Origin of the sequence: Paenibacillus sp. S-38, assembly GCF_049942825.1 — a bacterium.
In the GTDB taxonomy this organism is placed as follows: domain Bacteria; phylum Bacillota; class Bacilli; order Paenibacillales; family NBRC-103111; genus Paenibacillus_G.
This window is the reverse complement of the sequence record NZ_CP187970.1, coordinates 4,726,349-4,742,913: the sequence shown is the minus strand read 5'-3', so window position 1 is coordinate 4,742,913 and position 16,565 is coordinate 4,726,349. Positions and strand designations below refer to the sequence as shown.

General features: G+C 57.8%; 14 protein-coding genes. 10 read left to right on the top strand and 4 right to left on the bottom strand.

The features are described from left to right. Positions 1-3: 3 nt before the first annotated feature. Positions 4-1,524 carry a spore germination protein gene (locus ACP26L_RS21040; protein WP_426446074.1) on the bottom strand — a complete coding sequence of 507 codons (1,521 nt, stop codon included), beginning with the start codon at positions 1,522-1,524 and terminating at the stop codon, positions 4-6. A 345-nt stretch (positions 1,525-1,869) separates the two neighbouring features. After that, positions 1,870-2,934, bottom strand: coding sequence for a YheC/YheD family protein (locus ACP26L_RS21035; RefSeq protein ID WP_426446072.1), 1,065 nt, complete (start codon positions 2,932-2,934; stop codon positions 1,870-1,872). A gap of 430 nt (positions 2,935-3,364) precedes the next feature. Between ACP26L_RS21035 and ACP26L_RS21030 the strand changes: the two genes are divergently transcribed. Then, a complete protein-coding gene (locus ACP26L_RS21030) occupies positions 3,365-3,676 on the top strand; it encodes a hypothetical protein (protein ID WP_426446071.1) in 312 nt (103 codons plus the stop codon). A 134-nt stretch (positions 3,677-3,810) separates the two neighbouring features. On the opposite strand, the gene ACP26L_RS21025 is transcribed toward ACP26L_RS21030, so the two are convergent. Continuing rightward, on the bottom strand, positions 3,811-4,233 hold the full coding sequence (locus ACP26L_RS21025; RefSeq protein ID WP_426446069.1) for a hypothetical protein: 423 nt from the start codon (positions 4,231-4,233) through the stop codon (positions 3,811-3,813). 225 nt (positions 4,234-4,458) lie between these two features. Here ACP26L_RS21025 and wecB point away from each other — a divergent pair, with 225 nt between their 5' ends. From wecB to ACP26L_RS20985, 8 genes are all read left to right on the top strand, one after another. Continuing rightward, positions 4,459-5,550 (top strand): non-hydrolyzing UDP-N-acetylglucosamine 2-epimerase, encoded by a 1,092-nt coding sequence (gene wecB / locus ACP26L_RS21020; RefSeq protein WP_426446068.1) that lies wholly within the window; start codon positions 4,459-4,461, stop codon positions 5,548-5,550. Next, a complete protein-coding gene (locus tag ACP26L_RS21015) occupies positions 5,543-6,532 on the top strand; it encodes a polysaccharide biosynthesis protein (protein WP_426446066.1) in 990 nt (329 codons plus the stop codon). Before wecB ends, ACP26L_RS21015 begins: the two co-directional genes overlap by 8 nt. Further along, positions 6,529-7,386, top strand: coding sequence for a dTDP-4-dehydrorhamnose reductase family protein (locus tag ACP26L_RS21010; protein WP_426446064.1), 858 nt, complete (start codon positions 6,529-6,531; stop codon positions 7,384-7,386). Before ACP26L_RS21015 ends, ACP26L_RS21010 begins: the two co-directional genes overlap by 4 nt. 11 nt (positions 7,387-7,397) lie before the next feature. Next, complete coding sequence (locus tag ACP26L_RS21005) at positions 7,398-8,753, top strand: glycosyltransferase (protein WP_426446062.1); 1,356 nt, start codon at positions 7,398-7,400, stop codon at positions 8,751-8,753. 82 nt (positions 8,754-8,835) lie between these two features. Then, entirely contained in the window at positions 8,836-9,867 is a 1,032-nt protein-coding gene (locus ACP26L_RS21000; protein WP_426446061.1) for a glycosyltransferase family 4 protein, read from the top strand. A gap of 5 nt (positions 9,868-9,872) precedes the next feature. Continuing rightward, positions 9,873-10,946: a glycosyltransferase family 4 protein gene (locus ACP26L_RS20995; RefSeq protein ID WP_426446059.1), complete on the top strand. Its 1,074-nt coding sequence runs from the start codon at positions 9,873-9,875 to the stop codon at positions 10,944-10,946. Beyond that, complete coding sequence (locus ACP26L_RS20990; protein WP_426446057.1) at positions 10,939-12,462, top strand: glycosyltransferase family 2 protein; 1,524 nt, start codon at positions 10,939-10,941, stop codon at positions 12,460-12,462. The genes ACP26L_RS20995 and ACP26L_RS20990 overlap by 8 nt, the downstream gene beginning before the upstream one ends. 451 nt (positions 12,463-12,913) lie before the next feature. Further along, a complete protein-coding gene (locus tag ACP26L_RS20985; protein WP_426446055.1) occupies positions 12,914-13,942 on the top strand; it encodes an aldo/keto reductase in 1,029 nt (342 codons plus the stop codon). Between the two features lie 329 nt (positions 13,943-14,271). On the opposite strand, the gene ACP26L_RS20980 is transcribed toward ACP26L_RS20985, so the two are convergent. Then, positions 14,272-15,399 (bottom strand): PepSY-associated TM helix domain-containing protein, encoded by a 1,128-nt coding sequence (locus ACP26L_RS20980; protein WP_426446053.1) that lies wholly within the window; start codon positions 15,397-15,399, stop codon positions 14,272-14,274. A gap of 443 nt (positions 15,400-15,842) precedes the next feature. Between ACP26L_RS20980 and sdaAB the strand changes: the two genes are divergently transcribed. Then, complete coding sequence (gene sdaAB / locus ACP26L_RS20975) at positions 15,843-16,535, top strand: L-serine ammonia-lyase, iron-sulfur-dependent subunit beta (RefSeq protein WP_426446051.1); 693 nt, start codon at positions 15,843-15,845, stop codon at positions 16,533-16,535. Positions 16,536-16,565 lie beyond the last annotated feature (30 nt).

Genomic DNA, 16,565 nt, shown 5'->3' with positions numbered 1-16,565 from the left:
CGGTTACTGTTGTCCTTCCGGTTTTTTCTTCCGCTGCTTGTCCTTCGGCTGGGTATAGAGCGGACGCAGCCACTGCTTCCAGACGGGAGGGCGGACAATCATATCCTTGGAAGAACCCTGATGGGGGGAGAGCGGCGTAAGAAAGGGAACCCCATAGGATTTGAACGAGACCATATAGGCGATGACGCAGGTCAAGGTCAATGCAATTCCGAAAAAGCCCATGAAGGAGGCGATCAGAAGGATGGCAAACCGTAAAATGCGGACCGCAAAGTTAAAGGAAATCTCCGGAATGGTAAAGGACGAGATGCCGGTCAGGGCGACAATTATGACAAGAATCGGACTGACAATATTGGCTTCGACGGCGGCTTGTCCCAGGATGAGCGCCCCGACGATGCCGATGGTTGGACCGATGACCGATGGAATGCGGACCGCCGCTTCCCGGACGAGCTCGAAGGCGGCTTCCATGAGCAGCACCTCGATCAAGGCGGGGAAGGGGACCCGCTCCCTGGTGGCGCCGATCGCCAGCAGCAGATCCGTTGGCAGCATCTCTTCATGAAACGTGCTGACGGCAATGTACAGCGACGGGGTGAGCAGGGCGACGAAGACGGCTATGATCCGGACAATCCGGATGAAGTTCCCGTACGCCCACCGGAGGTACTGATCCTCGGGCGTATGAAAGAGCGACCAGAAGGTGACCGGGAGAATCAGCGCTTCCGGCGAATTCTCCATGAGGAGTACGACATGCCCTTCCATCAGGAAGGAGGAAGCCCGGTCCGGCCGTTCCGTCAGCAGGACCGTCGGAATCAGCGAGTAAGACCGTTCTTCGATATGTTGCTCGAGGATCGATAGATTGGAGACCGAATCCGCCTCAATCTGCCCGATCCGTTGTTTGATCTCGGCCACGAGCTCCGGGTCCGCCAGATTCTTAAGATACATCACCGAGATTTCATTAATGGAACGCCTGCCAACGGTAAGCACTTCCGACATGAGCTCACGATCTCTGATCTGCTTGCGGATCAGGGAGCGGTTGGCGGCCGCCGATTCGATGAAGGCTTCCTTAGGGCCCTTGAGCACGTGCTCGACCTGCGGTTCACCGATCGACCGGGATTGGAAGCCGGGCTTATCCACCGAGAGTCCCTGATCTTCGCCCTGGATCAGCAGAATCGTGCCGCCGTTGACCAGATCATGGATCAGATCCTGTATCAGGGATGTCGCTTTTACCGAAGAGCTCGTTAAGATCTCCTCGAGTGCGGCAACAGCCGCATTGGGGTGCCTCAGTCCAACCGGAGACCGCGTAACCAGCGGCTCTATGATTTGTTTTTCGATGCTTTCGGCCTCTGCCGCCCCTTCAAGGAACAGCACAGCTGCTTCCCGCCCAAGGGACGAAGCGAACAGCTCCCTGACAACCAAGGCTTTATTGGCGGGATAGTTAAAGGCCCGTTTGAGCTCGTCCACATTCTCGGCCAGACTCGCAGTTAGTCGCTGTTCTTGTTCTTCGCCGCGGCCCAAAGTGTCTTTCTCCATAGCAAGACCTCCGTACCCCACTGAGATGCACACAGGTTACGCAGGTAGTATGTGCATAGGCAAGCAAATTATGTATCTGGGGTGATGGAGCAATGGAGAGATCAAGGAGACGCCGGCATGGCAGTTCACGGCGCCTTGTGGGGATCCGGCCGGACGGTGCAGGGAAAGGAGACCGGATCCGATGGGCTCGTGCTTGCAGCCTTCGTTGTTGCGCTCCGCTATGCTTCGCATAAAGGCAGCTGTCCAAAACGAATTACGTCGCTAAGCAGCTGCAAGGAGGGTTGGATCACGGCTCCTTCTTCCCCGTCAAGCTTTCCCTTGCGGGCGGGTAACACGGCCAAGCATTCACCCATATACTGACGGTAACCTGCCGGAGAAGCGGCGTCCAAGATAACCGGCGTACTGCAGAGGCTTGGTGTAGACAGCCTTGCAGTGCCGGCTTACCCCGCTGTACATCCCCTTGTCAGGCTTGCCGTTCATCTCGATCACCCAAGGATGCCCCTGGGTATCGAGGGCGAAGTCCACGCTGGCCTCACACAGGTGGTTGCCGGTATCGGTCTCCACAATCTCCGCTGCCCGCAGACTCATATCGTATAAGGATTTCATCATTCTTTTGACTTCCGTAGGGGAATACAGGTGCCGAAGGGCTGCTGTGGAGGGGATCACCTTCTCGCAGATGCTGGTATTGAAGCAGCCTGAGTAGGCGAGCCGGGATACAGCGGCGGTTACAGACCACTGGCCCTCCCGGTTTTTTTGAGCGAGAATACGGATGTCAAAATGCCTGTTCTGAATTTTCCTGACATGAACGCCCTGCTGGATGAGATAAGGAGTGGAACCGATCAGATCTTCGATATTGTCCTGCAAAGAGGCTTCACTGTTCACGATAACCCGGGGAAGCGTATGGTGGTCCGCGATATGGATCTCGCCGGAGTCTTTCCTTTCCACACGATATACGCCCCGGCCCAGATTGCCGGTACAAGGCTTGAGATAGAGGAGTTTATGTTCGTTCAAAAGCCCGGGTACAGCGTCTTTGTCATATCCCCAGGCAGGGGGCAGATGAGGCGAGAGCCAGCGGGTCAGGCATTCATGGATTTCCAGCTTGTTGAAGCCATTGGCCTGGTTGAACCATCGGGTTCCCAGTACATGATTCATCCGCTGTACGGTAGTGATGTCCAGCCGGTAACAGCGGTTGTAGACCACGTTCGGGAATGGAAGCTCTCCTTCCACCCATCTCCCGTTCTTCAGCAGAAGTCCGCGTATGCGGGCTTTATTCCAGTCGATGGACGAGGGAGTGAATCCAACCAGCGTCATGCGGGGAGGCAGATGCTTCACGTACCTCTGGAGAACGGACTTTCTACGGCGGTCGCTCTCCACCATAATGCCCAGGAGAATGCCGGATTGGCAGCTCAATGGATTCCCTCCTTCCGTGCAGGGGAGTGAGATCCCAATATCTTATGCGGCGGAAGCGAATCGGCATGGACAACTGCACAAGTTACGGCCAAAAGAAAGAGCATACGTGATATTCGGGCCGCATAAACTCTGTTAGACCTGCTCTCCATACGGATCAGGCGGGTTGAACCTCCGAGCATTAGTGCAGACAGGAAGTGAAGAAGGAGCGTGATTGGGTATGGGCAGACTGCCAGGACCACCGGGCCCTCCCGGACCACAGGGGCCTACAGGACCTTCGGGTCCCCAAGGAGCTTCAGGACCAACGGGACCTACAGGACCGGCCGGACCGCCGGGGCCGCCTGGAACTCCAGGCATTTTCATTGAATTTGATTGTGCGGAGTTCTCCGGCATCATTCTGACGACAGCCGCCCCAATCGCCGATTTAGCCTCGGTGTCTATTACGGTGGATGAAGCCGATAACATCGTTTGGCTGACGGCCTATGCTACCTGGACACCCAGTGCGGCAAGCCCGACGATCGCCTTCAGTATCATTCGGGACGGCACGACGGTGCTGTGTACGGCTGGCGATACACCTGTTTCGGCGAACAGTCCGATTACTACAGCTCTTACCTGCTGTGATGTCGGGCCGTCTCCAGGCCCTCATACATACACACTGCGGGCCACAGGCACGATTCCGGGTGCCGGCGAGATTACGATTACTATCAATGAAGGAACATTGACTGCGGCAGAAATCAACACCTGATCATGGGCATCTGACGGCGGAGCCGAGATGAAGTCGCGATAAAGGGAAGTAACCCAAATTGAAATGCGTATATAAGCTTAAAGCAGGCTGCCGAAAAGGCCAGCCTGCTTTTTTTTTTTTTGTTATGCGGATGATTAGTCGGAGATCAGGATCCCGTCAAAGCTCTCGGGACCTACACGTACCGTGCCCAATGCATTCGATGCGACAAAAGCCGTATAAGTCAGCTGCGGCGCAAGCGGCGGATTGAAATCATCTGCGGAGAAAGTAATGACTTGAGGAGCCAATAGGCTTACCCCGAATGTGGACGTAGCCGAATAGACAAGCGGATCCGTCGGCAGTGTTCCCCGGACAATTGTAATGGTAATCCCAGCGACATCCAAGGGGATCAGTACCGATATCGTACCTTTCAGGATCACACGAAGTGTGCCTGTAGCCCCCTCGGTAACAAGACCGATTTGGCCAAAGAGTTCCGGCGTATTCAGCACGGTAATGGGATCGGAGATCGAGCCTGCGTAGCTTGCATTCTGCGAAGTGCGACCATCAATGAGTCTTCCCATTCGCTTCACCCCCTCTCTCTCTTGATGCTCTATTCTATGACTTCCCGCTCCTGGGAGATTGGATGAATATCATAGAATACCAAAAAATGGGTGGCTATAGCGCCACGGCGACGGTCGGGCACCCAATTTTTGGTGGGGCGAACAATGGCCCTGTCATCCGCGGCATACATCCATAGTATAGAGTAACCCAAGGCACCTGCCGCTGTTGTGGAGGTTGGATCTCGAATGAAAATCATGACCGTCCTCGGTACCCGTCCCGAGATCATCCGGCTGAGCCTCATCATCCGGAAGCTGGACCAATTGGCGGAAAAGCATATCCTAGTTCACACCGGCCAGAATTACGACCGGAACCTGAGTGATATCTTTTTTGAAGAGATGGGCATACGGCTGCCCGACCATCGGATTGATCCCGCTTCGAACAGCTTCGGAGGGCAAATCGGGACGATGTTCGGGGAGGTCGAGCGGCTGATCCGGCAGGAGAAGCCCGACCGGCTGCTTGTGCTGGGCGACACGAACAGCGCCTTGTGCGCGGTGCTCGCCGAGCGGATGGGGGTGCCGGTATACCACATGGAAGCGGGGAACCGCTGTTATGACAGGAGCGTACCCGAAGAGCTGAACCGCAGGGTGATCGATGCGGTGTCGACTTACAACCTGCCGTATACGCCGGGCAGCCGGGAGAATCTCCTCCGGGAGGGCGCAGCGCCCGAGCGGATCTGGGTTACAGGCAACCCGATCTATGAAGTGCTGCAGCATTATATGCCGAAAGTGGACCAAAGTGATGCAGTAACGAGACTGGGACTGGAGCCGCAGCAGTATATTCTTGTCACGGCCCACCGTGCCGAAAATGTGGATCATGACGGGAGGCTGGGCCGCATTGTGGAAGGGCTGCGGCTGATCGCGGACCGTCTGCAGCGGCCGGTGGTGATCAGCGTGCACCCGCGGACGCGCTCCAAGCTGACGCAGTTCGGCATCGACAGCCGGCATCCGCTCCTGCGGCTGTATGAGCCGTTCGGTTTCTTTGACTTCGTCAAGCTGCAGAAGCATGCCGGCTGTGTGGTCACGGACAGCGGAACGGTGCAGGAGGAGAGCTGTCTGCTCGGCGTCCCCTCGGTCACGATCCGCCGGAGCACCGAACGGCCCGAGACCATTCTCTGCGGCAGCAATATTCTTGCGGGTCTGGAGGCACGAAGCATCGCGGACGGCGTGGAGCTCATGATCCGTTCCAAGCATGCATGGCCCTATCCGGCCGGCTATCAAGATCCTGACGTATCGACCAAAGTCGTCAACATGATTCTGGGAGGCCTGCACTATGTTTGAAGACCAGACGATTCTGATTACGGGCGGTACGGGGTCATGGGGAACGGAACTGACCGCCCAGCTCCTGCAGCTTCGTCCGAAGCATATCCGCATCTTCTCGCGCAATGAATTTAATCAGGTGAACATGCAGAGGCGTTTTCACGGACGGCCCGAGCTCCAATACCGGATCGGGGATATCCGTGATTATCAGGCTGTCGAGGAAGCCTGCAGGGGTGTGGATTACGTGTTCCACCTTGCGGCGCTGAAGCATGTGCCGATCTGCGAGTCCCAGCCGGACGAAGCCATGAAGACCAATGTGATCGGTACGGAGAACATCATCCGGGCGGCGATCGCAGCCAAAGTAAAAAAAGTGATCGACGTGTCGACCGATAAAGCGGCGGAGCCGATCAATTTCTACGGCATCAGCAAGCTGGTCGGGGAGCGGCTGATTATTCATGCGAATGGACTCGGTACGGACACCCGTTTCGTCTGTATCCGCGGAGGCAATGTGCTCGGGACCAACGGCAGCGTGGTGCCATTCTTCATGAAGCAGATCGCTGAGGGGAGGAACGTTACCCTGACGTCGAGAGAGATGACACGCTTCTTCTCGACTGTCACCGATACCGTGGGACTGCTCGTGAAGGCGTCGCAGCTAGCCGCCGGAGGCGAGATTTTTGTCTTGAAAATGCCCGCCTGCCGCATCGAGGATCTGGCGCAGGTGCTGATCGACAAACTGGCTGACGCGCCGGTCGGGATCGAGGAGATCGGGATCCGTCCAGGGGAGAAGCTGCACGAGGTGCTGGTCACCCGCTACGAGTCCCCGACGACCTACGACTTCAGTGATGAGTATTATGTTGTCCTGCCTTCGGTACCGAGTACGGCGCTTATCCGCCGCTACGAGGACTATCCCCGGGCTGCCTTCGAGAAGTACGAATCGAATGACCGTCTGCTGACGCCGGCCGGAATCGAATCACTGCTCGTCCGCGGAGGGTTCCTCCCGTGAAGGTGCTGATTCTCGGCGGACGCGGGATGGCGGGACATATGATCAAGGCATATCTGCAGTCCCTCGGTACCGATGAGGTGTGGAGCACGCAGCGAGAGCCCGAACAGGGCCCCGGCGAGATTCTACTTGATGTTACGGACGAACAGAGAACTTGGGAGGTACTGCAGTCCTTGCGCCCGGAGCTCGTCGTGAATGCGGCCGGTCTGCTCAACCGTGACGCGGAGAGAAGGCTGGAGGAGTCCATCCGGGTGAACGGCCTGCTCCCTCATCGATTAGCGGAGTACGGAGACCGTCTGAACTTTCGGCTGATTCATATCAGCACGGACTGCGTCTTCTCGGGCAGCCGGGGCGGCTACCGTGAATCGGATCCTGCAGACGGGGTAACGGTATACGCCAAGACGAAGAGCCTTGGGGAAATCGCCGGCCATCCCCGGCACCTGACCATCCGCACGTCGATTATCGGTCCGGAGCTTAAGCCCGAGGGGATCGGATTGTTTCATTGGTTTATGAACCAGAGCGGGGACATTCCCGGCTACCGGCACGTGTATTGGAATGGGGTGACGACACTGGAGCTCGCCCGAGCTGTCCGCTGGGCGGCTGAGCGGCCGGTGGCGGGACTGATGCATCTGGCCGTTCCGCAGAAGATTTCGAAGCACGATCTGCTGCTCCTGATGCAGAGGACATTCCGCAGAGACGGAGTGAAGGTCGAGCCATACGACGCCTACCGGTCCGATAAAAGCCTGGTGAACACACGGACGGATGCCGCTTATCTTCCATCCGATTATGCCGTCATGCTGAGCGAGCTGAGGGACTGGATGAAAGACCGGCCGATCTACCGACGCTATCAAAAGTAGGTGAACTAACCATGCAGCCTATGGTATCCATTGTGATCCCGACGTACAACTGTCCCTATGTCGATCAAGCTATAGAAAGCGCCTTGAACCAAACCTACCGCAGTATCGAAGTCATCGTAATCAATGACGGATCTACGAAGCATGAAGAGAAGATCAAGCCGTATTTCGGCCGCATTAAATATATGAAGAAAAGCAACGGGGGAACGGCAAGCGCATTGAATGCGGGGATCCGCATGGCCAGGGGGGATTACTTTGCCTGGCTGAGCTCCGACGATTTGTTCCTGCCGGACAAAATCGAAAAGCAGCTCGCCTTCATGCGCCGGCAGCGGGCATCGGTGTGCTATACGAACTATCACACCATCGACCCGGCCGGACAGATGATCGCCGAGCGGGCTGGAGTCCATTTTGATACCAGCGCGGCATTCTACCGGCACTTTCTGCAGGGGTGCACGATCAACGGCTGTACGGTCATGATGGAGATGAAGGTGTTCGCCGAAGTCGGGCGCTTCGATGAGCGGTACCGCTATGCGCAGGATTTTGATCTGTGGCTGCGCACCGTGCCGCATTATGATTTTCATTTTTTGAACGAACCGCTGACCTTGTACCGGGTGCATGAAGGCATGGGCACACTGCAGCATGGCGGTGAGCAGATGCGGGAGGGCGAAGCGCTCATCGACCGGCACCGGGCTGCGATCGAACGCCTGATCCGTGATGGCCGAAGGGCCGAAGTGAAGGAAGTGAGGTGCAGTATGGAAGAGTCATTCTCGAAGGCTTATCAGGAGAATCTGTGGGGGGATGAGGAGTCCTTATCCGGCACCGGATCCAATCTGGTCCAGACGGAGACGATCCGAAGGCTCCTTCCTCCGCTGTTTCAGATGTACGACGTAAAAACCATTCTCGATGCCCCCTGCGGTGATTTCCATTGGATGCGGCACACCAATCTGTCCCGGCTGGACCATTATTACGGAATCGATATTGTTCCGGAGCTCATCCAGCGGAACAACCAGCTGCATACCCACCCGCAGCGGACGTTTATGCATCTGGATATGACCAAAGACCCTCTGCCGCGCGCAGACCTGATTCTCTGCCGGGACTGTCTCGTGCACCTGTCCTTTGAAGATATCCGGAGAGCCATCCGGAATTTCAAGCGCAGCGGAGCCAAGTATCTGCTCACCACGACTTTCACCGGGCCGCGGGTCAACACCGATTTTGAATCGGGGTACCATTGGCGTGCGCTGAACCTGGAGGGGGCGCCGTTTCACCTGCCCTCGCCCGAGATTCTGATCAACGAGAGATGCACCGAAGCCGACTACCAGTACACGGATAAGTCCCTTGGCCTCTGGGAGCTGAGCAGACTGAGTCTGTGACGGACGGCCGGAAGAAGGACCGCTTGAAGTGCCGGGGAAATGTACATGTGTGCTTCAGGCTGGTAAGGAAGGGGGTATTCCGGTGAAATTCACTTTTCCGATCCTTACGCTTTGCCTTGGCGGGGCACAGAGACAGCTGGTGGAGCTGACCAACGGCTTGACTGCCAGGGGACATGATGTGACCATACTCATGCCAAGAACGGGGAAGGTGGAATATGAGGTATTCTCCACCCTGAAGTTGACCGACCCTTACTATATCCGTGAAAGTGACTATCCTAAGAGCGATGTCATCGTCTCCAATTATTATTTGACGGTTCCTGACGCTCAGGTGGCCAGCGAGAAAGGGAAAGGGATTCATGTGCGCTTCAGCCTATGCTATGAACCCGCCTTCCTGCCCGGCAACCATATCACATTCCCGTCCTACCAGGTGACGCCCCATCTGCTGGTCGTCTCGAGCTGGCAGCAGCAGCTCATTGAGCTGAACCACGGCATCCGGGGGCATATCGTGCCGATCGGCGTCAGCCGGGAGCTTGTGAACCTTCGGATGCGCCCGCCGCACCATCCGCTGCAGATCAGCACGATCGTGCGGAGCGCGGAGGAGAATTGGTCCTGGCACCGCGATCAGGCTTATCTCATCGAACAGCTGGAGAGGGTTCGCAGCCACTGTCCGAATGTCGAGCTGAACCTGATTTGTCCCCCTGCAGAGCTGGAGAGCTCGCCCCAGCTACAGGAGTGGAAGCGTTCGGGGCGGTTTCGTTTTTTTCTCCCCTCGAACGACAGGGAGCTGTGTTACAGCTATAACTTTGCGGATATCTATGTGTCCTCCTCCGTATACGATTCCGGCTCCTTGCCCGGGCTTGAAGCGATGAAGTGCGGTGCGGCGCTGGTGACGACGTATGCGGGCGGGAACATGGACTACTGCAGGCATGAAGAGAATTGTCTTGTCTCGTACCGTCATGAGAACCGTCTGGCCGAGAATGTCCTGAGGCTGCTCCGGGACCCTGAACTCAGGCTTAGGCTGACGGAAGCGGGAGAGAGGGAAGCCGGCCGCTGGACCTGGGAGCGGAGCGTGGCCGCGTTCGAGGCGGCGGTGGAGAACATCGTAAAGGGGTGAGAAGAGTGAACGTGCTCATTGTATTCTTCGTGCCGAGCGGGGGGGTGGAGACCTTGAACCGCCAGCGCGCGTATGCCTTAAAGGAGGCGGGCATCGACTGCCATTTCCTTTACTTCCAGCGGGGGGCCGGCATGCAGAATGTGAAGGGAATCCCTACTTTTATCACCAATGATGATGAAGAGATCCGCAGTATTCTGATCACCGGAAACTATGCGGCCGTCCTGCTCATCAGCGCGTTTCAGTACCTGGAGCGCTTTCGCAGACTCGGGTTCCGGGGGAAGCTCATCTGGGATATCCAGGGCTTCGGCTCGATAGAGGAAACCCGGAAATACCTCTTGACGGCTCAGGAGGCTGTGCCTGCCTATTGTGACGGCATCCTGTACCCCAAAACCCCCTATCTCATGGAGCTTGCTGCGGAATATTACCCGGGGTTTCCCCGTTTTTATTTTCACAATTGCATCGACACGGCCGGTTTCACTTACAAGCCGCAGCCGAAGCAGCCGCAGCCGGTGATCGGCTGGGTAGGAAGGCTGGAGCCCAACAAAAATTACGCGGACTTCCTGCTTCTCGGGTACCGTCTTACATCCGTGGTGCCCGAGCTGAAGCTCTGGATGTTCGAGGATCATACGCTCTCCCTTCCGGAGGAGAGGCGCAAATTCAAGGAGCTGGTTCGAGCTTATGGGCTCGAGAGGAACCTCGTGCTCCGGTCGAATGTTCCCCATGACCGGATGCCGTATTTTTACTCCATGATCGGCGATTCGGGCGGCTTCCTCTGCTCGACCTCCCGGCTCGAAGGGTTCGGGTACAGCGTGCTGGAGGCGATGTGCTGCAAGTGCCCGGTGCTCGCGACCGATTCGGACGGCGTCCGCAGCTTCATCTCTCACAATATCACAGGTAAATTCTACGAGCACGGCAACATGGATAATGCGGTTGAGGAAGCGGTGGAGTATTTGAACAACAGCTACTTGCGGGGTGTCATCGCTAACCAGGCGCACGCGCATGTATTATCCAAGTTCTCGCTTGCCGAATATCGGCGTCAATTCGTACGGATGCTGGAGGAGTTAGGCTGCTATGAATAAAGACGAGACACGGGATGTGCCCACGCCGGTCGGCGTCGTATTGGCCGTATATGATCAGTCCAAAGATTACATCGAGGAATGCATCGAATCGCTGGAGGCTCAGGAGTTCCGGGATTTCAAGCTGGTGATTGTGATCGACGGAGCCAACGACAGCACGACGGATGCCGTCTATGATGCCTCCAGGCGCATGACGGTGCCCTGTCAGATCCTCTGCCGCTTTGAGAATCTCGGGCTCGTGCATACCCTGAACGAAGGGTTCGCAGAATTGCCGGATTGCGAGTATCTTACCTGGGTCTCCAGCGACAACCGGCACGAAGCCTCGTTCCTCGGCACCTTGTACGAATCGCTGCGGCAGGCGCCGGAGGAGACGGTGCTTGCTTACTCGATGTTCCATTATATTGATTCGGAGGGCCGGCGGACTTCGGATGCACCGGACTCCCTCGAAGCCATGAGGAAGCACATGGACCGGCCCAAAGAACATATCTACCAATCCTGTTATATCGGACCGTCTTTTCTGTTCAAGCGCAGTGCCTACGAAGCGGCGGGCCGTTATATGCCCGACTTTCCGCGGGTGGAGGATTATGAGTTCTGGATTCGGCTGCTTCAGCAGGGGGACAGCCAGTTCATCCCCGAGCCGCTGATGGAATACCGGGTCGGAGGAGAGCATGCGCTGTCCACCCGTACCCCGGTGGAAGAGCTGCAGACGACGGCCATGAAGGCGAGTGTGTACCACCGCCGGAAGATCGGTGATCAACCGAAGGTTACGATCGTGCTGTATGCGCACAACCAGGAGTCTCTTGTGCCGGCAGCGGTTGACAGCGTCTTCGGACAGACGTTCACCGATTTTCATCTCGTGCTTGTCGACGGCGGCTCCCGCGATGAAACCTGGAGCCGGATGCACCATTATCAGGACCCGCGTATCATTCCGCTTCGGCTTGACGAGGGAAAGGGCAGCAGCTATGCATGGAACCTGGGCTTTGCCCATGCGCTGGGCGACTACGTGCTGGAGATCGGGGCGGAGGATGTGCTGCCTCCTGATACCCTGGAGATGCTGATCGGCCGCCTGGAAGAGGAGCCGGCCGCTTGGGGGTTCGCTTATGCGAAAGCGTGCCACTGGCTCGGAGGTTCGGAGCCGGGAAGCCCGGCGGCAGTCATCCGCAGCGAACAGCTGCACTGCCCGCTGTTTTACCGCCGCAGCGCCTTCGATCTACCCTCTGTCATCCGCTACCGCAGGGAGACGGGGAGGCAGCTTCACCGGTATTTCCAAGGCTCCCCCTCCGGAAAATTGGTATTGGACGCGCAGTCGGCTGCGGAGCGGAAACCTGCCGGCGGCAGGAGGAAGAGAAAGACCGCCGCAGCGCGCAAAGGAAAGCAGCGCCGGCCCCCTAGCCGCGGCCGCTCCAAGAACAGGACGCCGCAGACTCCGCTGCGCCGGAGCGCAGGCAAACGCGGTGCGCCCCTAGCGAAGAGCCGTGCGTCCCATAGGAGGCCGAGGCGGGAGCGTGCCGCCGCCTGACGCTGCCGTATGGAGCGGAGTCACGGTTCGCCGGCCCCCGGACGACCGGACCAAACGGCCGTCTAACCGGATAGACGGCCGGCATAACGCTTCCCGGCGGGCCGGTCGAGCCGCTGATCGCGCTCAGCATCGTCGGGGCGGCCCCGCCTTGGGCTTCGGCTTCGCCGGCACCCCGCCGGAGCTGCCGCTGGACGGCGGTCAGGCCGTTTCCCCGCTGTTTTTCCTTAGATGGGGGAAATGGCAGCAGGCCGGCTGCTTCTGATTGCCGTGCTGTTCCCGGTGAGCCGGTGTCTCCAGCATGGGAGGTCGTATGGGCTGGCCGCTGCCGGCCGTCTCGGTATCGCTCTCTGCCTTCCCTCTCCCTGACCAAAGCCTCATTCTGGATCCTCTTGTCCATGGTATACTGGATGTATGTTCCAAATAAGGGATAGATGAGGAGGAGGAGTTGCGGATGGGAATGCAGTATACCGTATTGGGCCGCTCCGGCCTGCTGGTTTCGAGATTGGCCTTTGGGGCGATGACCTTCGGCTCCGGGAATATGCCCAGTGTCTATAAGGTGGACCAGAGCGGCGCACAGGAGCTTGTGGACCGAGCGCTTGACGCCGGGATCAATTTCTTCGACACGGCCGACGGCTATGCCGACGGGCAGAGTGAAGAGATGCTCGGACGGCTGCTCGGCAGCAGACGCCGGGAGACGGTCATCGCCACGAAGGGCGGCTTCCGCGTAGGACAGGGACTAGTGCAGGCCGGCTTATCCCGCAAGCATCTGTTCGAAGCCTGTGAAGCCAGTCTGCGCCGGCTTGGGACAGATTATATCGACCTCTACATCGTACATAAGACAGACCCGCACACCCCCCTGGAGGAAACGCTGGAAGCGCTGAACGATCTTGTGCGGCAGGGTAAGGTCCGCTATATCGGCTACTCCAACTGGCCGGCCTGGCTGGCGGCGCAGGCCGTATCGATCCAGCGGGAGCGCGGGTGGGCTTCCTTCATCAACGGTCAGGTATACTACTCTCTGATCGGCCGGGACATCGAGCATGAGACGGTTCCCTTTGCCCTCTCCAACAGCATCGGGCTAACCGTCTGGAGTCCGCTTGCCGGCGGCTTCCTCAGCGGCAAGTATACGAGGGAGAACCTGAAGGAGGAGCAGAACCGACTGAGCGGCTTTGATTTTCTGCCGCATGACAAGGAATGGGGCTTCCAGGTGCTGGACACCGTCCGCGAGCTGGCCGAAGGCTATGGAGCGACCCCGGCCCAAGTCTCGCTGGCCTGGCTTCTGGCCCAGCCCCACGTCAGCGGTGTGCTGGTCGGCTCGAGCAAATTGACCCAATTGGAGGACAACCTTCGTGCGGCAGAGCTGCGGCTGAGCGCCGGGGATGTCGAGCGGCTGAATACCTTGACACGGCCGGCCTCCTTGTATCCGAGTTGGTTCACGGCTGCTACCGCCGATGTTCAAGTGGAAGAAGCATTGAAGCGTTAAGCCGGAAGCGTTACTAGGAAGCGGTAGACAATGAAGACAGCGGCATGAACAGACTTGCATTAGCGGAGTCTGATCATGCCGCTGTTTTTTTGATCGGTGCGGCAATGCCTTCTCAAAGCTGGCGCTCGTACCCTTCGAGACGGCCGAGCAGGCAGAAAGAATCTGGACAGGGCAGGGACGCAGAATAGGGTGCGGGTTGTGCAGATGGATCATAGGGCGGAGAAGGGAAGCGGGTGTGGCCGGCAAGGAAGCAGCCGGCCGCGTTGGCCCGCTAAAAAAAGACTTAGCTCCGGGAAGGGCTAAGGTCTGGAGTGCATTGGCTTCTGCGATCAGGCTGCGGCTGGGGCGGCAGCCTGCTTCCTGCGGGTGCGCCGTTTGGCGTTCCCCTTCAGGCGCCAGATCACGAGACCCGTGATCATAAGAACCAGCGGCATCATGCCGAACACAAAGTAGATGATCTCGGTGATGACTCCGCCATAGGTTCCAAAATGCAGCCCTTTCCTCCAGGCGTTGTACAGGTTGATGGTAAGGCTGGGGTCCGTTTTGTACAGGATCTCCCCGGAGGCCGCATCCAAATATACGGTGCTGTTTGCACCGGAAGTGGCGGAGATGCCGTCCTTCAGCCCGACCTGGTATGACTGCCCGGCTTTGGCAGGCAGGCTGATGCGCATAAGCTCGCTGTCCGGATAGGTGCTCTTGACGATTTCGATAATCTTGTCTGGGGGAAGCATCTGCTCTGAAGAAGCTGCTGACTTCATAGCCGCCGCGGGAATTTCCTCGCGGGCCGCGAAGCCGACCCAGCCGGGAATCATCTTCTCGAACGCATTTACCGTGCCGGTGAGCGCCAGAATCAGCAGCAGCGGGATGGAGATGATCCCCGATGCCTTGTGTAAGCTCATGTTGAACATGAATTTTCCTCGGTTCCGGATGACACGAAAGCCAAGCGCCCATTTACGCAGGCCAGGCCACCACAGGTACAGCCCGGTCAGCAGGATGATCGTCAGGGCCATCCCCAGAATTCCGACGACCGAAGCGGCGGAGGTTCTGCCGATGACGTTCGTCAGCAGGAAATAACGGTGCAGGTTATAAATCGTGGCGAACGGCTCCCGGCGTTCTTCGTGAACCTGGCCGAACACTTCACCGGTAGCGGGATCCCCATAGACGGTGCGGCCGTCTTTGCCGCCGGCCCCGTCTTTGGACAGATGGATGTGGTACAGCTTGTCGTCCGCAGGGTATTCGACCCGGTCCGCCTTCATGCCCGGAACGGCTTCATTCGCATGCTGAAGAAGGACCGGCAGTGGAGCTTCTCCCGTGCCGGACGTGATCCGGACAGGGTGGAGCCAGCTTTCCACGTCCTTTTCGACGAGCAGCAGACTGCCGGTGGTACAAGTAATGACAATGAACAAGCCGAGAATCAGACTGAGAAACAAATGAATGGATAGCATCGCTTTGCGCATGAAGGGGAGTCCTCTCCAAAAGGTGTCGGTTATGTAGGATGATTCGATTTCCGGCCGCCGAGGCGGGAGGAGCACTGCTGAGGAGCGGGAGTCCCGTTAGAACAGGTTCTTCATGGCTTGTCCTCTAATGCAGGCTCGTATATGTTCGTCTCTATAAATTGCAGGCTGCAACCTCACTCCTCGGATCATTAATTGATAATGATTATCATTATAAGTATCGACTTACTGAATGATAATGGGAATCACTCTCATTGTCAATATCGTTTAGTGCCAAAAAGTCATATTTGGAGCCGCTTCAGCAGATGCTAAATCATGGTGCAAGCAAAGAAGTGCTCACCAGCATTTTACATATTTATAGTGGCCATATCCTGCTGCCCTCGCGGAAAAGAATCCCGGGTGTTAAGTATACCAGGCCTGTTCAGCAGCTGACCGAGGAGGGGCTCATGCGCTTTAAGGATGTGTTTTCCATCATAGGCCCTGCGATGATCGGACCTTCCAGTTCCCATACGGCTGGAGCGGTACGGATCGGCAGGTTCGCCCGCCAGCTGTTCGGGCCGCAGCCGGAACGGGTGGAGGTGCGTTTCTTCGGCTCGTTCGCCGCGACGTTCAAAGGCCATGGCACCGATATTGCGATTACCGGGGGACTCCTCGATTGGCAGACGGACGACCCGCGGATTCCTAGAGCAATGACTTATGCGCAGGAGCGGGGGATGCGTGTCGCGTTCGGCCAAGGAACAGGCCTCTATTCCCACCCGAATACGGTCCGGCTGTTACTCTCCTCCGGAACGGGTCCGGGCTGCAGAGAGCTCACCCTCACCGGCGCCTCGATCGGCGGCGGCACGATTGAGATCACCGACATCGACGGATTCAGCGTCAAGCTATCCGGCAGCTACCCGGCTGTCATGGTCCGGCACCGGGATGTCACAGGGATGGTAGCGAACATAACGGACATTCTTAGAGACAGCAGCAGTAATATCGCGCATATGTCGGTCGACCGGAAAGGGAGAAGCGGGGAGGCGCTGACCGCACTGGAGCTGGATGGGGCGCCTTCCCCCCGGCTGATGGAACAGCTGGCCTCGCTGGATCAGGTAAGCCGTGTGCTCTGCGTCGATCTGTCCAGGGACAGTTCCGCTTGAGTGCGGCAGGTGGAACCGGCTTGGGATCAA